Below are 21110 nucleotides of genomic sequence, written 5' to 3' on the forward strand. Positions count from 1 at the left end.
GGTGGCAATGGTTATTCCCTTTCAGGAAGCAGTCAGGGGTGCCGTGGAATCTTGCGCATGTTGACGGGACGGATACGTCCCGGGCCAGAGCAATGCCATCATGAAGAGCAGGGCAAAGCATTGATAGGAAAGCGCCGTCAGCGACTGCCAGGGGGCGGCGACCATGCCTCCCTGCTGCCAGGGAGCGGAAGCCGTTGCAGGAGTAATGGTTTTCTGTGAGGGAATCAGCAGAGCCCAGGCGAGTCGCGGGCTGATTGCCAGCGCGATGAGTGTCAGATTTACCAGCCAGCGTTTTCCCGAGTAGGGAGGAAATGCTTCCAGTAAAATTCCCGCAGGAACCAGCAGGATGATGAAATAATGATGCCAGGTAGTGGGGGTCATCAGTAACATGGCGACAATTGTAATGGCAAAGCTTTGATCGCTGAATTTTGCATGGCGGGTTTTCCAGATGGCGCCTGCCACCAGGGCTGTCAGTGCCAGCCAGGAGGTCCAGACCGTCACCAGCAGAAGCAGTGGGGAATCAACGACCGGGCTGATCGTGTCTGTAGGCTGATCAAACAGGCGTTCCCAGAAGGCGAGCAGCGATGCGTTGCCCCAGTTGTTGGTAATGTCAGCCAGGGAAGGCAGGACCACTGTCAGATAATCATGATATGAATCGCTGCCCAGAAGCGCGATTGTAATCAGGGTAATACTGCCAAAAGCCAATGCCCCTCCCGCCAGCGCTCGAACGTCGCGCCGGATCAGAAAGTAAAGGAACAGATAAGCAGGATAAATTTTGACTGCCGTGGCTAGTCCCAGGCAGACTCCTGACACCAGAGGATTTCCGGAGCGTCCTGCTTTCCAGGCAGCAACAATCAGCAGTGCGAGCAGCAAATTGGGTTGTCCCTGAATCAGTGACTGTTGCAGCGGATCGCAGGCCAGTAATAACGTTATCAACGCTAGCGTGCTCCAGAATGTCATCTGGATTTTGAGTTCCTGTACAATCCAGAAGATCGCCATCGCAAGCATTGCCAGTGAGGCCAGGCTCCACGCGAATTGCGCATTCTGATACGAGAGCCAGGCAAAAGGGACTGCGATCAGATTAGCCGACGGAGGATGCGTATTATAGCGATCGAAAAATCCGTCCGAGTTAGTCAGCTTCAGATTCAGATGTTTCAGGAGCGCAACTTCCTGATCCGCATAAACAGGCATGCCAGTCAGGCGATTCTGGACGGCCGCCCATTCTTTAAAAAAGTCGAACACCTGGCCCTCCGCCGGGCGGAGAGCGGCGCTGTAACCGGGGGCAAATATTGCCAGTGCGATCAGGAACAGAATCACCCACAGGATTTTGCGTGCCATCGGCCAGTTAGTCTGCTGTTGAGGTGAGACGGTCACGCTTGACTCCGGGATTTCATTTAAGACATCAGGCGCAGTGGTTCCCTGCAGCCAGTGTGGTGGCGGGTGTTTTATTTTGACAGGTGTTGAATATTAGACTCGGGCCACCGAGTTGTGTCCAGTGGGGATTCTCGATTCAGCGTTTACTCTGTCGATACCGACTTCGTAATAGGTATCGAATATCCTCGGGGAATTTCAGTTCTGCCCACTTACCGGCTACGGATGAGTAAGCATAAATAGACTGATCCAGCAGACACGCAGCCATGCTCGACGAGACTGTTGGGATTATCTTGTGATCTGCTTTGACAGAAATCGGGATCTTACTCCAGGTGTTAGTAGTCATGCTGTAAGCCATCAACTGATCACGCGACTCCGGGACAACAACCAGTTTTTTGTGAGTGAATTAAGGCTGGTTGTCTGGCAGCCGATTAAGATTGTTTCTGAGCCAGTATCAATCTGACATTGATTGTCAGAAGCGTGGTGGTTGTTAAGTTCATATCTGATACGGGATGGAGTCGTAAAATGGCCGAAAAGTAAATATTTTTCTTGCTTTTCCGGCCTGTATCGATGATAGTAGAAATGTAAGTTGATCAAATCATAACAACCGTCTATCGCACTCAGACGACTGGTGATTTCCAGAATTTCATATCTCAAATTCGTCGAGTATAAGTTTTTCCTCAACTCAATTCTAAAGAGGAAGCATGCTTATGCCTTTCGTGAAAAAGGACAGTCACTTTGCGCAGAAGATTTATACTGACAACTCTGTTCATAATCAGCATGCATTCCGGTTGCAGCGATCAGGCTCCTGACATGCCCGAATTAGGTCAGGTACATGGAACCATCACCTTGGATGGTGAACCACTTGAAGGAGTCAGTGTACTGTTCGAGCCAGAAAGTGGCCGCCCTTCAACAGGGATCACTGATGCAACTGGAAATTACGAAGCGCAATACCTGATCGATGAACCTGGTGTCAAGCTGGGGCCCGGTACGGTACGGGTTGAGTGGGGCATTGATGCCACCGGTCCCCAAATCCCCAAACAATATGGTTCCAAAAGTGAATTGAAGCTGGAAGTGCAGCCGGGTGAGAATGAGTTCAATATTGATATGCAATCCAAATAAAAATCGATCACGATAAATGGTGAAAAGTTCAATCAAATAATGAAGAAAGCGTTTCATTGATTTAATAGTTTGATTTATCAGGGATGCCGATATGAAAACGAGTCAGACCTACAGGAAACAGGGTTTTACACTGATTGAATTGCTGGTAGTGATTGCGATCATCGCCATTCTGATAGCGTTGCTGTTGCCGGCCGTGCAGCAGGCCCGCGAAGCAGCCCGGCGATCGCAGTGTAAAAACAATATGAAACAGTTCGGGCTGGCGATGCACAACTACAACGATGCGCATGGTACGTTTCCACCCGGTTATATAACCAAAACACCCTGCACTTCTTCAGCGGTGTGGTCAGCCTGTAATCAGGGGGAACTGGGAATCTATGGCTGGGGTACGTTCGTGCTGCCTTATATTGATCAGGCTCCCTTATATAATCTGCTCAATGCCGGGAGTGCGACGTTGGATCAAAATCTGGCGAATGCCACAGTTCGACAAGCGCTGCAGCAACCAATGGCGGTGTTTCTCTGTCCGTCCGACCCTGGACCTAATCTGAATGATTATGTTTCTTCATCCAATAATTATAATTTTACCGTGACCGATGGAACGACGTCTTACCAGATTGCCCGTTCGGATTATGTGATGGTTGCGAACGCCTGGGACAGTACGACCCCACCCGTCTATGCGACGCAATACGGACCTGCGCATGGAATCGGATTTGCCAATTCCAGCATCCGTTTTCGTGATATTACTGATGGGAGCAGTAACACTATTCTGGTGGGTGAGCGTGCGTATGTTTACAAAAGTAACAACAAAGTGGGAGGAGCGAATGCCATCGGTTTTTCTGCTTCGAATAATACGCAAAGTAGCAGCTATGCCCGTAAAGGGAATGGAATAGCTGTGATTGGTCTGACCTATAACGGTATTAATGCAATTGCAGGTGCCGAGCATGACGTACGTGGCTTCAGCAGTAACCATGTGGGTGGTGCGCATTTTGTCTTCTGTGATGGGTCAGTTCATTTTCTAAGTGAAAATATCGACTATAAGAAAGGAAGCGTTTCCAGCGCGACTCATCTGCAGGATATCAATTCGACCTTTCAGCGTCTGGCGGTACGCGATGACGGACAGGTTGTGGGGGAATACTGAATTTTGAAGTGCTGAATAAAAGCAGTTCGTTCCCGGTAGGGATTATTTTCCGGAAGGCGATCTCCCGATTAGGTCTTTCTGTTTTCTATCCTGATTGAAAACGCTGGGTAAAATGAAATCTGGCAAATCTCCGCTCAGATCATCCCCCGAGAGCATGGAGTTTTGATTCGGAGAAAACGGTGCGAGAATTCTGGTAAAATCGCTTGATTCAATTGGCTGATCAGATCGTGAGTTGTTGCCCATAACTATGTGAAACGTGTTCGAAACGCATTATTACGCATAACTAAAACTGTGTCGGGGTTTGGCTAAGTTGTTTCTGTGATTTGAGATACGGATATAGAGTCTTGTCGAGACAGATTTTAAAGAATTGAAGTGGTGAAGCTGTAAGGTTCGATGGGCAAGCAGTTTATGTGGTGTTTATTAGTGTTGGGGGATTTTTTTATTTTTGGTCGCGGCGAATCAGTGGCTTAAGGGGGTAGATAAGAACAGCTCTGATTTTTTTGTGGTGGTTGTGATGCCATTTGCCTATGCTGATGTGTCACTTTGCTTGTCGGCAGGAGATAAGTGAAAGCACGGTTTGATCAAGGGGCCAAAGTGATAAACACGACCAATGTAAACAGTTTTATCTTAGTGATTGGTTTCTGGAGTCTGCAGGTGACTGCACAGACTTCGAATTCTGAGACCACTCCTGAAAGAGCAAAAAAGTTCCAGTATCAGACGGATGTAATCCATGTTCCTGGAGCCTATGTCGACGAACCCATCCGTAAAGAATTCTCACTGCAACAGGGAGAACAATATCTGGAGCAGGGCAGCGATGCCTGGACGACCCAGCGGAAGTGTGTGAGCTGTCACACGAACGGGATGTATCTTTTGTCGCGGCCCGAGCTGACGCCGGAACTGGGAGTTCCCGCGCGAGAGAAACGCGACTTCTTTATCAAAGAGCTGCGTAAGCTGGAAGCCATGGATCGCGAGAAACAGTTGAGTGGGATTCTGCCGACTCAGATTGCCTATGTGGCTGCCGGCCTGGCGGAATGGGATCAGCATGTCAGCAGGAAACTGTCGCCTGAAACGGATGAAGCGTTGCGGTTCATGTTGAGCGTGCAGTCGAAAGACGGCAGCTGGGGGAATGCCGACTGCTGGCCGCCCTTCGAGTCGAGTAATTATCATGGGGCAACGATTGCGGCACAGGCCATTGCGGCTGCGCCCGGGTGGCGCGAAAATCTGCAGGATCCAAAACTCCAGGCGTCTGTAGCGCGTTTACATTCATTTCTAAAGCAGACTGAGCCTGCACATGATTATGGTAAAGTGCTTTTGTTATGGACAGCTGCTTCCTCTCCGGATCTGATCAGTGCAGAGCAAAAACAGGCTCTGATTCAAATGATTCGCGAGCATCAGCTGCCTGACGGAGGCTGGTCGATACGGTCTTTTGCGACACCTGAAGCCTGGGGACGAGGGAATCGGGCGGAAAAACTGCGTGCCGAGCCGGAATACGATCAAAAGGCAGGTCGCTGGAAAAAACTGTCGAGTGATGGCCATCAGACGGGGCTGGCGATACTTGTCCTGCGGGAAAGTGGCGTGCCTGCCAATGATCCCCAGATTCAAAAAGGAGTACAGTGGCTCCTGACTCATCAGCGTGAATCGGGTCGCTGGTGGACTCGTTCACTGAATACAGATCGCTGGCATTTTATTACCTATAGCGGGACTTTTTACCCATTACTGGCATTGAAACACTGCGATGTTTTACCTGCGTTGAAACAGACCACCGCCCGCTGAGCCTGCGTGCTATTCTGCTTTGGGAGGCAGCTTTTCTGACTGCCATTTTTTGAACTGGGGGGAAGCCGTGAATTTTTCGATGTTTTCGAGTTCACTGAGGTCCAGGTCTTCATAGGCAAAACCAAATTTGGATTTGAGAGTTTCCAGGTGTTTAATGGTTTCGTCGAAATTGCCCTGGAGTACGGAGATGTTGAGCAGGTGCAGGTAAGGTTGCAGAAGATCCGGTTCAATTTCCGATGCTTTACCGGCGTATTTCGCAGCGAGGCTGATGTCGCCCATTTCAATCAGGATGCCAGCCCGCAGGGAGTACAGATAAGGGTCCACTGTTTTCAGTGAAGCGGACAGACGCTCCAGGCAGTCGATGGCCTGAGGATATTGTTTTTCCATGCTGAAATAATCAACACTCAACATCTCTGCAGCGGGATCCTGAGGATGGTACTTGCGAAAAACGTTTAACACCTGCTGGTATTTTTTGCTGTCTTCTTTGGCAATTGAGTCTTGCGCCAGAAAGAGCAGGACCGTTTTATCGCTTTTGTATTGAGAAGGAAGTTGTGAGTACGCCTGGAATGGATCAGCCTTTTCGTCGGTGACTGTAAGGAAGTCATAACGTTTTTTCTGGTCGAGGATCCGAGTTTTCTGTTCGGGAGTCAGTTTATCCTGATTGGCTCCATGGGCCTTGTACAATTCGGGTAAATAGACCCGCTGCAGAGATTGAGAAATCAGCTCTCCGGTAGAGAAACTGTCGATGTCGATGATTTTCAGTTCGCCGGAATCCTGTTTTTCGATAATCAGCGCCTGGTAGTTGAGAGTCCAGTCGGGGCGGAGGAAGCGGAAAATGACCTTGAATTGGTCGTCTTCTTTTCGCATGGCAAGGAAGCGATAGTCCGCTCCGTTAGCAACTTCTGCGAGAATCTCAGAGTCGATCCCCTGATTTTCGCCCGTGTAGGCGGCTTCAAGTTGCTGGCGGACCGGTTGAATTGCCTGTTTAACGGCGGAATTCTGTTCGTATTCTGCCAGGACTCGATTAATGAAGGTTTTCCAGTCAAACAGGGCCCGGAATTTAGCCGGATCCTGAGCAGCGGCGGTTTCCTGAATCTGCTTACCAAATGCCTGAAGTTCTTGTGGAGTCATCTGTTGTGACGCAGCCAGGACATAGTTCTGCAGAAGAAGAAGCAGTGTCATAACTGTGAGGATGACCTGAAGCGTTCGTGAGGCAGGTGATTTGAGGCGATGATCCGTCATTGCTTTACTCTTCTTCCTGGGGTCCCGGCGGGATAATGTGTGTACTGATGTTTTGATTACGCGAATCAATACGAAAATATCATTTTTGATATCGACTGATGTGGGCCCTGTAGCTTGACAGTTGTTTTGAAAATTGCATAGTATGTTCGATTCCTGTCAGAAAAGCTGGTATGAGAGATCTCCGTGCGCTTACAGGGTCTAAAAATTAGGTTAAGTTACGTATTACGTTTAGTTTAAGTTAAGTCAGGTGTTTTAAGGCGGTCTTTTTCATGGCAGTTCCTAAAAGACGGATGTCAAAATCCAATTCTCGTAAGAGACGCAGTCATAATAGTGTGAAGGCAAGTAAGCCCACCTATTGCCCACAATGTGGTACCGCGTCCCCTTCTCATGCCATTTGCCCTCATTGTGGTTTCTATCAGGGGCGAACCATCGTTGATACTGAGGACTAGTGGTCAATGCGGATTGCACTGGATGCAATGGGGGGAGATTATGCCCCTGAACCGAACATAACAGGAGCAATCGTTGCATTGCAGGCGGATCCTGCACTCAATGTCGTTCTGGTAGGTCCACAGGACCTGCTGGAAGCTCAGGTTGCAGCATCGGGCTATAATGGTGATCGTCTTTCGATTGTCCATGCCAGCCAGGTTGTAGGGATGGAGGAAAAACCGACTGACGCCATGCGTCAGAAACCGGACAGCTCTATCTCCGTCTGCTGGAAGCTGATGGCGGCCCGTGAAGTCGATGCGGTTGTCAGCGCGGGAAATACCGGTGCGGTTGTCGCTTCTGGTTTGAAAACCCGACTGTTCCTGAAAAGTGTCAAACGCCCCGGGATTGCAGTGACTTTACCCACCAGTGCCGGCCATGCCGTGCTGATGGATGTCGGTGCGAATCCTTCGGCCCGACCTTCTCATCTCTACCAGTATGCTGTGATGGGTGAGATTTATGCCCGCGAAGTATTGCGGATCGAGTCACCCAAGATTGGCCTGATCAATATCGGCAGTGAAGACGTGAAGGGGAATGATCTCTATCGTGACACATATCGCCTGCTGAATGAGGGGCCGCTGAAAGACAGCTTTGTAGGTAATGTCGAAGGGCGCGGTCTGTATCAGGGGGAAGCTGACGTATTAATCTGTGAAGGTTTCGTCGGCAATGTGGTGTTGAAGGTGAGTGAGGGGATGGCTGATTTTCTGATGAAAGAAGCTTCCCGGCAGATCATCGGCAGTCTTGATGTCGAGCGAGATAAGGCCAAGCTGGCCTTTCAGGAGATGGGTAAGCGGTTCCGCTACCATGAAACCGGCGGGGCGCCATTACTCGGTATTGACGGGATTTGTATCATCTGTCACGGTTCCAGTGATGCCCACTCGATCACAAATGCATTGAGGGGGAGTGCCATGTTCAAGGATCGTGGCATCAATTCGCAGATCGCCGATCATCTGGTGCAGAAGCCTGTTGCCTGAGTCGGCATCTTAAACTAGCAGCGCAATTCCAAAATTAGAGGGATCGACTCGTGAGCAGAATCGCTTTTTTATTTCCCGGACAGGGTGCTCAGCATGTCGGGATGGGTAAAACGATTGCCGAAAATTATCCGGCTGCCCGGGAGCTGTATCATCGTGCTTCCGAAATTCTGGAATACGATCTGGCAAAACTCTGTTTTGAAGGTCCCAGTGCAGAACTGGACTCAACGGTCATCAGTCAACCTGCTTTGTTTGTGACCAGCCTGGCCGCTCTGGAAATGTTGCGTGCAGATTCTCCTGATAAAGTTCTGGCTTGCGAGATGGCAGCTGGATTGAGCCTGGGAGAATATACTGCCCTGGTTTTTGCGGGAGCCATGAGTTTTGAAGACGGGCTGCGTGTTGTGCAGCGCCGTGGCGAAGCGATGCAGGCAGCCGCAGATGCGAATCCGTCCGGGATGGTCAGTATCCTGTTGCTGGATCGGGAGAAGGTGGCCGAGATCTGTCAGTCCGCATCATCTGCGGGTAAGATCTGGATTGCCAATTATCTCTGCCCTGGAAATATTGTTCTGTCTGGGGAAAACAGTGCCTGCGAACTGGCAGCGGAGCTGGCCGAGCAGGAGGGGGGCCGGGCGATTCCTTTGGCGGTGGCAGGGGCATTCCATACGGAAATCATGAAGCCGGCGGACAGTCGCCTGTCAGAAGCGCTGGCAGGAGTCGGTCTGAAGAAACCGGAAATTCCCGTGATTTCCAACGTAGACGCAGAAATTCACGAAGAACCGGATGAAATTCGCGAATTGCTGGTACGACAGGTGATCAGCCCGGTGCTCTGGGAGGATTCCCTGCGGACGATGCTGGCGGCCGGGTTTGATGAGTTTTATGAAATTGGTCCTGGTAAGGTTCTGAAGGGATTGATGAAACGCGTGGATCGAAAAATTTCCTGTGAAACGGTCAACGATTCATAGGGGTTTTAAGAGTGAGGTTCTGTGTGCGTTTCAATAAAGCGTGCAAAAGGACAGTGGTGTTGCGGAGTACATTTTCGCAGACAATTCAGAGCTTGATCTGGTCTATCAATTTGTGCTACAACAACTTACGTGGGAACTCTGAAGAAAATTCTGTAGAACCTGAAATCGTGGGTTCTCAGACTGGTAAAGTGAGCCCGATCAAATTATGAGAGAACTTTGGCGAAGTAGACAAGACTCATAATTCTTGTCTCATTTTAAGGTTTACATAATTCGGGAAAGTGGATATATCATCGCTACATCTGTAGGCGAATGCATCCAAGTTGGTCTGGGAATGATGTTTCCAGCCATCCTGAAGTTAAAAAAAATCACTAAGACGGTGAAGGAGAAGAAGAGTGTCAATTGAAGAAAAAGTGGTTGGTATCGTTAGCGAGCAATTAGGCCATCCCAAAGAAGATATTACGCTGGACAGCAAGTTTATCGACGACCTCAAGGCCGATTCTCTGGACATTGTAGAACTCGTTATGGAATTCGAAGACGAGTTTGATGTGACCATTCCTGATGACGACTATGACAAAATCAAAACCGTCGGCGATGTAGTTGGCTACATCACTGAAAAGGCGAGCTGAATTCGGATCTGTAACCATCCAGCTGAACTGTCCTTTGTTTTGAAACTATCTGGTCCTGTCTTTTCATTGTAGGAAGTGTTCACGAATGCGCAGGAGAGTTGTCGTTACCGGAGTATCTGTTGTAACGGCTCTGGGTTTAGATGTCTCAGAGTTCTGGGACAAGTTATGCGCTGGTAAAAGTGGTATTGGTCCGCTGGAACGCTTTGACTGCTCAGACTACAAAGTTCGTTTTGGCGGCGAGATCAAGGATTTCAATGCCAGCGAATATACGAATATCTCAGCGAAAGATCTGAAGCGTGTTGACCGGTTTGTGCAGTTCGCTCTGGTAGGCGCTCATATTGCTTATCGTCAGGCTCAACTCGAAGAGTTTGAAGGTGATCCTTATCGCAGAGGAGTTCTGGTCGGCAGTGGTATTGGCGGTCTGAATGAAATCGAAAGTCAGCATGATCGTCTATACAACCAGGGACCGGCACGTGTTTCTCCCTTTATGATTCCGAAGCTGATGGTCAATGCCGCCAGCGGGAATATTTCGGTGACTTACGAGTTAAAGGGACCGAACAGCGCTGTGGCAACGGCCTGTGCTTCCGCGACCAATGCGATCGGGGATGCATTCAAGCTGATCCAGCATGACGTTGCCGACATCATGATTACAGGCGGCAGTGAAGCCGCGGTGACCCCGATGGGGTTATCTGGTTTTGCCCGTATGAATGCCCTGTCGACACGTAACGATGATCCGCAGTCAGCCAGTCGTCCCTTCGATCGTGATCGAGATGGGTTTGTCATGGCTGAAGGGGCCGGCATCATCGTGCTCGAAGAGTACGAACATGCAAAAAAACGGGGAGTTCCCATTCTCGCAGAAGTCATCGGTTATGGCATGTCTGCAGATGGGACTCACATGACAGCGCCTGATCCGGAAGGACGGGGGGCTGCCCGTGCCATGCTGCATGCGATTAAAGATGCCGGTGTCAATCCAGAGGATATTGACTATATCAATACGCATGGGACGAGTACTCCGCTCGGCGATGTGGCAGAAACAGCTGCGATCAATACCGTTTTCAATTCACATGTGAAACAGATGCCAGTGTCGAGTACAAAGGGGCATCTGGGTCATCTGCTGGGGGCATCAGGGGGTGTTGAGTTTGTTGTGGGGGTGAAAGCATTGCAGGAGCAGGTAGCACCTCCGACGATCAATCTCGATAATCCGGACGAGCAGTGTAATCTGGATTACATTCCCAATGAGCCCCGTGAAATGAAGCTGAACAGGGTAATGAAGAACAGTTTCGGGTTCGGCGGGCATAACGCCTGTCTGATTCTGCAGAAGGCGCCTTAGGGCGCCTGCCGCTGTCTTCTGGCTTTCTGCAATCATTCTCTCTCTTTTCGGGTTTACCTGTAAGGGGTTAGAGTTTTCCCGAATAATTCCTGATCTGAATGTCGCTTCAGGGTTGAAAATCGGCGCATGATTGTCTTAGCTATCCCTTGTTACAGCTGCTTTACTGGGTCAGAGTGGTGTATGTATGTCTTGCTGTTGCTTTGGGTTCAGGCAGCAGGCAGAGCGAAGGGCACGATCTCTCAGCTTCTTCTTTACCAGACACGGTTAACTGCGTCAGTGGTTTTTCCGATTGAAGCAGGCAAAGCTCTTGTCTGTGGAGAATTTTGTTCTACGATGAAGATACATTATTTCGAGTGCAGCTGGCGTAGTTGATTAGCGGGACTTTCTTAAGAGATTCAAATGAATACAGAATCAAAGCGGCGAATTCTGATAACGGGTATGGGGATTCTCAGCCCGATCGGAATCGGAGTGCAAGCATTTCAAGACAGCCTGATGACCGGAAAGTCAGGAGTCAAAAAATCCGAACTCTATTCTCATCTGGCAGCTCCTGATGTCTGCGTTGCGGAAGTATCCGATTTCAATGCGACCACGATTAAAAAAGAGTATTTGAAACAGCAGCGAAAGAGTCTCAAGGTCATGTGCCGCGAGATTCAACTGGGGGTTGCTTCTGCTAACCTGGCGATGGATGATTCCGCGCTGGATCTTTCAGCGGTCGACAGCGAACGTTTTGGGATCGAGTTCGGTGCCAATCTGATGCTCAGTCCTCCTGAAGTTCTGGTAGGAGCCTGTATGGCTGCTTCCGAGGGGCACGAATTCCAGTATCAACGCTGGGGTGGAGAAGGCCTGGCCAAAATGGAACCATTGTGGCTGCTGAAATATCTGCCGAACATGCCTGCCTGTCATATTGGAATCATTATTGACGCCCGGGGCCCTAACAACTCGATAACGCATGCAGAAGCATCTGGAAATCTTGTGCTGGGTGAAGCTCAACGCGTGATTGAACGGGGCTGGGCAGATGTTATGGTTGCTGGTGTGACCGGAACCCGGGTCCACGAAGTGAAATCCATTCACGCAAAGTTCTGGGATCAGCTGGCAGATTCCCCTGCGGAATTTGAGAAGCGTTCGCGTCCATTTGACAAGGCGCGAAGCGGGCAGGTCCTGGGTGAAGCAGCCTGTTCTCTCTTGCTGGAAGAAAAATCACACGCAGAGCAGCGGGGGGCAAAGGTCTGGGGTGAAGTTCTGGGTACAGGGGCTTCGTGCGTAGTAAAACGGGATGGCTCGGTAGATACCAAAACAGCGATCGCCAATGCCATCAGATTGGCATTGAAAAGAGCTGATGTGGAAGTGGGTGATATCGGACATATCAACGCCCATGGCCTGGGTGAGCAGGTAATTGACGTCCAGGAATATCTTGCCATTCAGGATATTTTTGGTGACAAGGCCACTCAAATTCCCGTGACTGCCCTGAAGAGTTACTTTGGTAATTCTGGTTCTGCCTGCGGTATTGTGGAAGCCAGCGGATCTCTGGTTGGCTTGAAGCAGGGCGTGATTCCCGCGACCTTGAACTATGAAACACCCGATCCCGACTGCCCGTTAAACGTGGTTCGGAATGAGCCCCTGCCTACAGATAACAAACTGTTTCTAAAGATCAGTACCACCACCTTTGGTCAGGCCAGTGCTTCTGTCATTTGTGGTGTCTGAGATTGTTGAATTACTGCATAAATAAAAAAGCCTCGTAAGGAATGTCAATCCTTACGAGGCTTTTGTTGTTTCCCGATGATTCAATATTAAAATTTCTTCAGGGCATACTGGGCACCACGATAAGCGGAGAGGCCCTTCATGTTTGTATTCAGTGAGGCCTGGAAATTCTGGGAAGCGGTTGCCGAGTCGCCAGCCAGAAGTGCTTTCTGTCCAATGAAAAAGTAGGCTTCACAGATTTGTGCTTTCGCCCGTTCTACATCTTTCTGATCGATGGAGTCGAGCAGTTCCGTGTTCGAAATAGCCCCCATCAAAAACAAAAGCAGGTTGTCAACGGAGTCGCGATCGTCCGGTTTTTTGGCGATAGCCGACTGGAACCGGGCATCGGCGGCAGATTTCTGATTGCTCTGGACCATCGCCAGGTAAACCCAGGGATCGAGGACTTTCATCTGTTCCGGAGCCAGCTGTGCAGCCAGTTTGAATTCGGATAAAGCAGAGGGGTATTCTTTGTTAAAGAAATAGGAGAACCCCAGGTCGGAGTGTAGGGCAGGGTTTTGCGGGTCCATCTGAACTGCTTTTTTCTGGTCCGCAATCGCTTCGGTGATTTTCCCCTGCAGGAGTCGTGCCTCACCGCGCATGCCCAGAACAAATGGCTGATTGGGTTCAATGGACAAAGATTGTGTCAGGTCAGCTTCTGCAGTGTCCGGTTTTCCTCCTTCGAGATAGGCAAACCCCCGGTTCGTAATTGCATGATGGTACTTCGGTTCGATCTGGATCGCCCGGGAGAAGTCATTGATGGCTTCCTGGAGCTTTCCCTGCTGCTGGTAAAACATGGCCCGGTTGTTATAGACGACCGGAGAATTGGGTTGTTTCTGAATGACCTGATTGAAGCTCGCCAGGGCCATCTCGTTATTCCCGGCGAGAGCATAGGCGTCAGGCAAAGCAAGAAGTGCTGCAAAGTGGTCAGGTGACAGTTTGATGGTTTCTGTAAAATCCTGTGCTGCTTCCTGCGGTTTGTTTAATGGCAGGTAGATCATGCCGCGCTGGTAGTGGAAGTTGGCTTTTTCTTCCGGAGTGAGTTCCGGACGGGCCAGGACCTGGTTTGCGACGGTCAATGCCGTCTCTGCATGGCTTTTCTTGTTTTCCATGACGGCCAGGTTCATCATCCCGTACAGGTAAGGCAGGTAGTAATTTATGTTCTGGTTTCGACTGTGCCGGATTGCCTCACGTGCGTCGGCTACTCCTTCGCGAATGGACTGGACGTTGCCCTGTGCGCGGCCTGCTTCGACACGGGCGCTGGCTCGCAGGTAATAGGCAACATGGTCATCGGGTTTCTGCTGCAGGATTTGCGAAGTGAGTGCGATCGATTTTGCGTAGTCCCCTTGCTGCTGTGCCTGGTCGGCCTGGATTTTCTGTTGAGCATAAGGGTCGTTTGTAGCAGCGGGGGGTTGAGCAGATGCAGGGAGCGGGATTCCAGCGCAAAGAATCAGCAAAAGTAAAAGGCGAGACATTTCAGGGTTGTCCTTCAAAATTTGAGGGTAGAAGAATATGTGATTCTTTCGAGCAGATTCAACATGAAACAGGTAGCTTCAGTTGCCGTTATCCGGGATTAATCCTTCAGAAAGTTACAGTAGGTGAACTCAGAAGCAGCACGGCCATCGTTAAAAAAGTGGTCGTCCTTTTCGGGGCTCTGCGTATGATAGTATAGAAGTTTCGCGTTTCTATGGAGATCAATCTGCACTCGTCGTAAAGAAAGTCCTGAATTTGATATACCGGGAATTTTGAGGTAATAACTGAAATGTTGCCGGATAACTGTACAGGTTTTCCGTGTCTGCTGCTGTTTTGGTAAATCAATTTCGGTGAAGTTAAGTCGTTATGAAATAGTTGCCTGCGGTGCTTGACATCTGAACGCGCGAAGATTAATTTCTGTTGATAGTGAAGCATTCATTGTAGTGGTGCTTTATGCGCAATTGTTTTGCATACTGGTGTTCAGTACGCATTGTGCTTGCAAGGGGTGACATGCCACTGGGGCTGTTTGTTTCTTTGTGATGATATCGGCATTCGTAAACTCGAATGGAGTCCTCAAATATGTAGGCTGGTTGGAACACGAGCATTGGCTCACCAATCCGATTGTCGCGTTTGTTTGTATTGTAAAATACCAATCGCGGCTACGCCTGACGACCGTTTTGCGGTGGTGCGGGTAGTCATAAAGTGGGCATGTTCCCGCTTTTTTTTGTTAATAGCGGTATCGCTGGGGCTTAAGTTCCCGCGGTATATAAATAGATTTGACCAGTTTCAGATCTTGTTTGAGTAGTTTTCGAGTCAGTTGAAGATCTCAACTGTCGAATGAAGGAAACACAATTATGGACGGTAAGGAAGTTCTCCGGATTGTTGATGCCATTCAACGCGATAAAAGTATCGATAAAGAGATCGTGTTTGGTGGAATTGAACAGGCCATCCTGTCGGCTGCGCGTCGTCACTTTGGAGATGACCATGAGCTTTCTGTAGACATTGACCGAGATACAGGCGAACCAACCGTTCTTTGTGATGGCGACAAACTGGGTAAGGACATTCTGGGCGAAATTCTGGGGCGAGTCGCGGCACAGACAGCTAAGCAGGTCATGATTCAGAAAATTCGTGAAGCAGAACGCGATACGGTTTTTGATGAATACATGGAGATGCAGTACCAGTCGGTTTCGGGGACCGTTTCCCGTGTCGAAGGTGGTGCGGTGCTGGTCAACCTGGGTAAAATTGAAGGAATTCTGCCGCGAGGCGAACAGATCCCTGGCGAGTCTTTCCGTGTGAATGACCGTGTACGTGCAGTTGTTTTGGATGTTCGTAAAGCGGGTAGTCGCGTCAAGGTGATTCTTTCACGAACTCACCCTGATATGGTACGCCGGTTATTTGAACTCGAAATCCCGGAAGTGGCCGATCGGATTATTGATGTGCGTTCGCTGGCGCGGGAAGCCGGATATCGCTCTAAAGTCGCTGTGTCCTGTATTGACAGCAGTATCGACTGTGTTGGTGCCTGTGTCGGCATGCGGGGAGCCCGGATTAAAAATATTGTTGACGAGTTGGCTGGCGAGCGGATCGACATCGTTCGCTGGAACGACTCGTTGCAGGTGCTGGTGCCGAATTCACTCCAGCCTGCGGAAGTGGAAGATGTCATTTTGTGCCCGATGCTGGGCCGCGTGATCGTATTGGTTCGAGACGATCAGTTGCCTCTGGCGATTGGCCGTAAAGGTCAGAACGTGCGTCTGGCCTCCAAACTGGTCGGTTGGGACATTGAAGTCATGACGCAAACGGAGCTGGACGAGCAACTGGATAAAACAGTGGAAGCGTTCTCTTCAATCCCGGGCGTGTCTGAAGAACTGGCGGAGAGCCTGGTTTCACAGGGTTTCTTCAGTTACTACGATCTGTCTGTGATTGAGCCGGACCAACTGGCAGAACTGGGTGGCCTGACAGCCGAGCAGTGTGAACAGATTGTCGAAGTGGCGGACCGGGAAAGTGAACGTGTCGAAGCAGAAGAAGAAGCAATGCGAATTGCTCAGAAGAATCCGGCTGCCGCAGTTGCTAAGGAGTCGGATACGCCTGAATCCGAAGAAGAGAAGCAGTCAGAACCGGTTGTTGCAGAACCAGAACCGGCAGTTGCAGAACCAGAACCGGCAGTTGCAGAACCAGAACCGGTTGTTGCAGAAAATGAGGCGGTTGAAGAAACCGCTGTTGATGTAAATGATACAGAGAATGCCGAAGAGGCAGACGAAACGACTGTTCCTGATGAAGTACCAGTTGAGGAACCGGTGAATGTAGAAAATTCTCCGGAAGAATCGACCGAGAAGCAGGAATAGTTCATTCGATTACGAGTAAGTGTTATGAGGTTGTTGCCTCATCAGGCAAATCGTTTCAGTCTGACAGGATTTGAAAACGTATTGCAGATTTGTTCACGGGAGAAGGGCTGTTGAAGATTCGTATTTTTGCTCTTGCAAAAGAGTTGGGCATGGACAGCAAAGTGCTGATCGATGAATGTAACAAAGCCGGGGTGAAGTTGAAAAACTCCGCTTTGGCCAGCATTACGCCCGACGAACGTGACATTGTTATTGCATATCTGGAACAGAAGGGGAAACCTGCCGTCAGTTCCGAGGAGTCCTCCGCCCAGGAGACTCTGACGCCTCAACGGGAACAACCGAAGATGCGTAATATCAAGACGATGACATCCCGTCCGCAGCCGTCCCGTTCCTCGACCCAGAAGTCATCCGGTACTTCTGATGAAGACTCCTATTCCGAAGAAGGTGCATCTGGGGTAGTGGTTGAACAAGAGGAAGCGGAGACTGTTTCAGAAGACGAGGTCACCACCAGTCAGGATGATGAGTCGATTGAAGAAACAGAAGAAGTTGCTGAAGGACGCTCCGCGGCACTCAAGCGTCGGTCAGAGGAATCAATTGAGGAAACTGCCGCCAAGCCAGAATCTGATCAGGCGATGACCCGCGATGATTATGTTCCCGCTGGTGGCGCCTCCGGTTCCAATATTCGAGAAATGAAACCAATTGGATCAACCCGCTCAAGCAAGCCTCAACCGAAAGCGAAGCCGAAGTCTGCATTGCCGAACGTAGCAGCGCCTCCTGCCTATAAGCAGCCGGTGATTCCAAAGCCCAAGAAAAAAGAAGAGAAGGCACAAAAGCCGGAAGTGCGTTTGACTGCTGATATTCTGGAGCAGAAAAGCCCCTTGGCTGCTCATCTGGCACAACATACAGAGCAGAAAAAGAAAGAAAAAGACCGGGATCCCCAGGATGACGATTTGAAGACCCGTCGTGGCAGCCTGAGTCTGGTCGAAGCGCGTAAGCAGCGTCGCGAACAGCGTAAGGAAGGTCGCCGGGGATTCTCAGGCGAAGGGTCGGAGCAGCAGGATGTCGTTGGCCGCCGCCCCCGCCGTTCCAAGCGGAAGCATGATACAGGTAATGTCGTCCACAAGACCGAGGCGGAAGTGGAAGTGCCGATGACGGTGCGGAGTCTGTCCGAAGCAATGGGGCGTCCTGCCAAAGCGATTATGTCCATCATGTTCAAGGAATTTGGTGAGATGGTCACCATTAACCAGATCATCGAAGAAGATGTCGCCCTGGCAGTCGCGATGGAACTGGGAGTTGATTTAACCTTTAAACGGCAACGAGGCGCATTGGAATCAGTCACCGAAATTATCGAACAGGAAGACGCTCCAGAAGATCTGGTAACCCGTCCGCCAATTATTACAGTTCTCGGGCATGTCGATCACGGTAAAACGACCCTGGTCGATACCCTGAGGAAGTCCAATGTCAAAGTCGTTGAAGGTGAAGCAGGCGGCATTACACAGCATATTGCCGCCTATCAGATCGAATATAACGGTCATAAACTGACTTTTGTAGACACACCCGGTCACGCCGCATTCAGTGAAATGCGGTCTCGGGGAGCGAATGTAACTGACATGGTGGTACTGGTCGTTGCCGCTGACGACGGAGTGATGCCTCAGACGGCTGAAAGTATCAGTCATGTGAAGGCATCCGGTGTTCCGATGGTCGTGGCACTGAATAAGATAGATTTGCCGGACATCAATGAACAGAAAGTAATGCAGGAGCTGGCTTCGCAAAACGTTCTGCCCTCGGAATGGGGGGGAGAAACGGATGTGGTCCGCGTTTCAGCCTTAAAGGAAATGGGGCTGGATAACCTGCTGGAAACCCTGTTGCTGACAGCCGAACTGCATGAGCTTAAAGCAAATCCAAATCGGCCTGCCGTGGGAGCCTGCCTGGAAGGTTTCCGCGATGAAGGTCGTGGTTCGGTCGCCTGGCTGATTGTTCAGAAAGGGACCTTGCGGATTGGTGATGCCGTTATTTGTGGTAAATCATACGGTTATATTCGTGCCATGTACGATGATACGGATCAGCAGATTGAGGAAGCACCTCCTTCTACGCCAGTCAAGGTTACCGGTCTGGATTCCGTTCCTGGTGCAGGCGATCATTTTGTGGTTGTGGAAACCATCGATCAGGCCAGGGAACTGGCAGAAGAGCGACGGCATGAAGGTCGTGCCGACACGCTGGCCCGGCACAGTGGCGGGCCACGAACCCTGGAAGATATCCTGGGGTCAGCGATCGAAGGGGCGATTCAGGATCTGCCTTTGATTCTCAAGGCAGATACTCCCGGCTCTCTTGAAGCCATTCGCAGTGAAATCAATAAATTTGAACACCCGGAAGTCCGCGTCAAAATTCTGCACGAAGGGATTGGCGGGGTCAATGAAAGCGACGTGTATCTGGCAAGCGCCTCGAATGCGATTATCATCGCGTTCCATGTGGTTGCAGAAGATCGTGCCTTGAACCTGGCGACACAGGAAGACGTTGAGATTCGACGTTACAGTATTATCTACGAAGTAGTAGATGATATTCGGGCGTCACTGGAAGGCATGCTACGTCCTGAACTGGTTCAGGAACAGACCGGGCGTGCTCTGGTTCTACAGACGTTCTCCATCAGCCGTTATGGAAAAATTGCCGGTTGTCGCGTGCTGAACGGTACGATCAATCGAAATGACCGCGTGCATCTGATTCGAGATCAGAAAATATTGAATCAGTATCCGATCGCTTCCCTGAAACGTGAAAAAGATGATGTCAAGGAAGTACGCGAAGGCATGGAGTGCGGTATTCTGCTCTCTGGATTCAATGATATTAAAGAAGGAGACCTGCTGGAGGCATTCCGGATTAATGAGGTGAAACGAACTCTCGATTCCAGTTCATAAGCTGGATCGATTCAAACAGGAATGCTGGTGGAAACTGAATGACATCACGTCGATTAGAAAAAATCGCACAGGCGATATTAGAAACAGTAAGTACAACGATTCTGCTGCATTTGCGCGATCCCCGGATCCGGAATGTGACAGTCCTGCATGTTGATGTTGCACCTGATGTGCAGTCAGCCAAGATTTATATTTCGATCATGGGGGATGAAAAGGAAAAGGCGCTTTGTATGCACGGGCTGCAATCTGCGAAAGGGTTTCTCCAATCCAAAATCGCAGATCGGATTCAAACCAAATATACTCCCGTGATCAAATTTGTGCTGGACACTGCCGTGAAAGATTCACTGGATACGATTCGTATTCTGGATGAGTTACAGGTCGAGAGAGAAGCGGAAGAGTTAGCAGAAAATTCTTCTTCGGAAGAAGTACGGGGCACTGACGAAGAGAATCCTCAGGAATAGCAGGCAGTGCTTCCATCCATGAAAAGAACTGTATTCTTACTTTCCAATTGATACATCTCAAATATTGTACAGACAGATATGGTTACTAAAAAAATTTCCACATCAGATAAACAGGCTGTTTGCAAGAAGCTGATTGCGTCGCTTAAGAAACGCTATTCAGCCACTTTACCGAAGTACGATCGCCCCGTGCTCGAGACCATTCTGCATGCGATCTGCCTGGAGAATACGACAAACGAAAAAGCAGACGTCGTTTTCGACGCTTTGCTGGATGGTTTTCATGATCTGAATGAGATTCGTGTCAGTACGATATCGGAGCTGGAACTGGTGTTTGCAGACGTGGGTGATGCTGAATGGCGTGCGTACCGCATCCGGACTGTATTGCAGTATGTGTTTGATAAAGAGTTCTGTTTCGATCTGGAGATGATGCGCAAGAAGACTCTGGAGCAGGCTCAGAAGCAGCTGGCCCGCATGAAAACCTTAACACCTTTTGTGCTGAATCATACGCTGCAGGTTGTGCTGGGGAGCCACCTTGTACCGGCCGATGAAAAAATTCTGAATGCCAGTAAATGGCTGGGACTGCTGCCCGAAGAAGAGTCCATTGAAACAGCAAGTGACACTTTGAAGTCCACCGTGCGGAAAACAGATGCGCCCTTGTTCAGCCATCTGCTGCGTTGCCTGGCAACGGATGAAGAACTGGCTGCCGACTTCAACCTGGTAAAAAATCCGCTGCCCGAAGAGGGCGTCAATCTGATGGATGCTCCCAGTCGAATGGAAGCCATGTTTGCTAATCCGCTTTCGAAGCAGAAGAAAAAAGTAGTAAAAAAGAAGAAGGCGAAAGCTTCTTCGAAAACAAAAACAGCGGCGACCAAAGTCAAAAAGAAAGTCCCCGCGAAAACAAAGGCAGCCAAAAAAACGGTCAAAAAAACGACCGGCAAAGCACCTGCTGCCAAACGCACTACGACTACAAAAAAAGTGCCGAAAAAGAAATCCTCTTCTACCAAAAAATAAGCTGGCAACGCTGTCCTCAGTCGATTCATGCTGACTGATCTGACTGAGAGAGAAGTCTTCTCCCCTGTAATTTTGCCAGATCTTCTGTATCCCAAGGCGAAAATAACGGATTCCTGCAAAACCAGCCTTGGAGAAGATAGTGAAGACGCGTTACAATGAACGTGCCCGGCAGGTTGT

At 49.8% G+C, this 21110-nt stretch carries 16 protein-coding genes; 13 read left to right on the top strand and 3 right to left on the bottom strand.

Annotated elements, in window-relative coordinates:
* Positions 1 to 21: 21 nt before the first annotated feature.
* Positions 22 to 1374: a glycosyltransferase family 87 protein gene (locus GmarT_RS05890; RefSeq protein WP_044240210.1), complete on the bottom strand. Its 1353-nt coding sequence runs from the start codon at positions 1372 to 1374 to the stop codon at positions 22 to 24.
* Positions 1375 to 2184: 810 nt separating this feature from the next.
* On the opposite strand from GmarT_RS05890, the gene GmarT_RS05895 reads away from it, so the two are divergent.
* From GmarT_RS05895 to GmarT_RS05905, 3 genes are all read left to right on the top strand, one after another.
* Positions 2185 to 2493, top strand: a complete 309-nt coding sequence (locus GmarT_RS05895) for a carboxypeptidase-like regulatory domain-containing protein (RefSeq protein WP_149302478.1) — start codon at positions 2185 to 2187, stop codon at positions 2491 to 2493.
* Between the two features lie 91 nt (positions 2494 to 2584).
* A complete protein-coding gene (locus GmarT_RS05900; RefSeq protein ID WP_002649186.1) occupies positions 2585 to 3628 on the top strand; it encodes a DUF1559 domain-containing protein in 1044 nt (347 codons plus the stop codon).
* Between the two features lie 564 nt (positions 3629 to 4192).
* Entirely contained in the window at positions 4193 to 5401 is a 1209-nt protein-coding gene (locus GmarT_RS05905) for a prenyltransferase/squalene oxidase repeat-containing protein (protein WP_002649185.1), read from the top strand.
* A gap of 9 nt (positions 5402 to 5410) precedes the next feature.
* On the opposite strand, the gene GmarT_RS05910 is transcribed toward GmarT_RS05905, so the two are convergent.
* The gene (locus tag GmarT_RS05910; protein WP_002649184.1) at positions 5411 to 6643 is read right to left on the bottom strand and encodes a tetratricopeptide repeat protein; all 1233 of its coding nucleotides are present in this window, start codon (positions 6641 to 6643) and stop codon (positions 5411 to 5413) included.
* Positions 6644 to 6912: 269 nt separating this feature from the next.
* On the opposite strand from GmarT_RS05910, the gene rpmF reads away from it, so the two are divergent.
* From rpmF to GmarT_RS05940, 6 genes are all read left to right on the top strand, one after another.
* A complete protein-coding gene (gene rpmF / locus GmarT_RS05915; protein WP_081459625.1) occupies positions 6913 to 7092 on the top strand; it encodes a 50S ribosomal protein L32 in 180 nt (59 codons plus the stop codon).
* A 6-nt stretch (positions 7093 to 7098) separates the two neighbouring features.
* A complete protein-coding gene (plsX, locus tag GmarT_RS05920; RefSeq protein ID WP_002649183.1) occupies positions 7099 to 8100 on the top strand; it encodes a phosphate acyltransferase PlsX in 1002 nt (333 codons plus the stop codon).
* 50 nt (positions 8101 to 8150) lie between these two features.
* Complete coding sequence (fabD, locus tag GmarT_RS05925) at positions 8151 to 9059, top strand: ACP S-malonyltransferase (RefSeq protein WP_149302479.1); 909 nt, start codon at positions 8151 to 8153, stop codon at positions 9057 to 9059.
* A 392-nt stretch (positions 9060 to 9451) separates the two neighbouring features.
* Entirely contained in the window at positions 9452 to 9685 is a 234-nt protein-coding gene (gene acpP / locus GmarT_RS05930; protein WP_002649181.1) for an acyl carrier protein, read from the top strand.
* Positions 9686 to 9770: 85 nt separating this feature from the next.
* Complete coding sequence (gene fabF / locus GmarT_RS05935) at positions 9771 to 11015, top strand: beta-ketoacyl-ACP synthase II (RefSeq protein WP_002649180.1); 1245 nt, start codon at positions 9771 to 9773, stop codon at positions 11013 to 11015.
* A gap of 399 nt (positions 11016 to 11414) precedes the next feature.
* A complete protein-coding gene (locus GmarT_RS05940; RefSeq protein WP_002649179.1) occupies positions 11415 to 12716 on the top strand; it encodes a beta-ketoacyl-[acyl-carrier-protein] synthase family protein in 1302 nt (433 codons plus the stop codon).
* An 86-nt stretch (positions 12717 to 12802) separates the two neighbouring features.
* On the opposite strand, the gene GmarT_RS05945 is transcribed toward GmarT_RS05940, so the two are convergent.
* Positions 12803 to 14224 carry a tetratricopeptide repeat protein gene (locus GmarT_RS05945; RefSeq protein ID WP_081459622.1) on the bottom strand — a complete coding sequence of 474 codons (1422 nt, stop codon included), beginning with the start codon at positions 14222 to 14224 and terminating at the stop codon, positions 12803 to 12805.
* 852 nt (positions 14225 to 15076) lie between these two features.
* Between GmarT_RS05945 and nusA the strand changes: the two genes are divergently transcribed.
* The 4 genes from nusA (at position 15077) to GmarT_RS05965 (ending at position 20933) form a co-directional block, all read left to right on the top strand.
* Positions 15077 to 16561 (top strand): transcription termination factor NusA, encoded by a 1485-nt coding sequence (gene nusA, locus GmarT_RS05950; RefSeq protein WP_002649177.1) that lies wholly within the window; start codon positions 15077 to 15079, stop codon positions 16559 to 16561.
* 110 nt (positions 16562 to 16671) lie between these two features.
* Positions 16672 to 19467 carry a translation initiation factor IF-2 gene (gene infB, locus GmarT_RS05955; RefSeq protein WP_149302480.1) on the top strand — a complete coding sequence of 932 codons (2796 nt, stop codon included), beginning with the start codon at positions 16672 to 16674 and terminating at the stop codon, positions 19465 to 19467.
* Positions 19468 to 19505: 38 nt separating this feature from the next.
* The gene (rbfA, locus tag GmarT_RS05960) at positions 19506 to 19925 is read left to right on the top strand and encodes a 30S ribosome-binding factor RbfA (protein WP_002649174.1); all 420 of its coding nucleotides are present in this window, start codon (positions 19506 to 19508) and stop codon (positions 19923 to 19925) included.
* 78 nt (positions 19926 to 20003) lie between these two features.
* Positions 20004 to 20933 carry a hypothetical protein gene (locus GmarT_RS05965; RefSeq protein WP_002649173.1) on the top strand — a complete coding sequence of 310 codons (930 nt, stop codon included), beginning with the start codon at positions 20004 to 20006 and terminating at the stop codon, positions 20931 to 20933.
* The last annotated feature ends 177 nt before the right edge of the window (positions 20934 to 21110 follow it).

This window comes from Gimesia maris (assembly GCF_008298035.1).
GTDB lineage: Bacteria > Planctomycetota > Planctomycetia > Planctomycetales > Planctomycetaceae > Gimesia > Gimesia maris.

Coding starts and splice junctions, on each gene's coding strand:
- rpmF (WP_081459625.1), top strand. CDS start 6,913: ATGGCAGTTCCTAAAAGACGGATGTCAAAATCCAATTCTCGTAAGAGA.
- nusA (WP_002649177.1), top strand. CDS start 15,077: ATGGACGGTAAGGAAGTTCTCCGGATTGTTGATGCCATTCAACGCGAT.
- GmarT_RS05940 (WP_002649179.1), top strand. CDS start 11,415: ATGAATACAGAATCAAAGCGGCGAATTCTGATAACGGGTATGGGGATT.
- GmarT_RS05965 (WP_002649173.1), top strand. CDS start 20,004: ATGGTTACTAAAAAAATTTCCACATCAGATAAACAGGCTGTTTGCAAG.
- rbfA (WP_002649174.1), top strand. CDS start 19,506: ATGACATCACGTCGATTAGAAAAAATCGCACAGGCGATATTAGAAACA.
- GmarT_RS05945 (WP_081459622.1), bottom strand. CDS start 14,224: ATGTCTCGCCTTTTACTTTTGCTGATTCTTTGCGCTGGAATCCCGCTC.
- plsX (WP_002649183.1), top strand. CDS start 7,099: ATGCGGATTGCACTGGATGCAATGGGGGGAGATTATGCCCCTGAACCG.
- GmarT_RS05895 (WP_149302478.1), top strand. CDS start 2,185: ATGCCCGAATTAGGTCAGGTACATGGAACCATCACCTTGGATGGTGAA.
- GmarT_RS05900 (WP_002649186.1), top strand. CDS start 2,585: ATGAAAACGAGTCAGACCTACAGGAAACAGGGTTTTACACTGATTGAA.
- GmarT_RS05910 (WP_002649184.1), bottom strand. CDS start 6,643: ATGACGGATCATCGCCTCAAATCACCTGCCTCACGAACGCTTCAGGTC.
- fabF (WP_002649180.1), top strand. CDS start 9,771: ATGCGCAGGAGAGTTGTCGTTACCGGAGTATCTGTTGTAACGGCTCTG.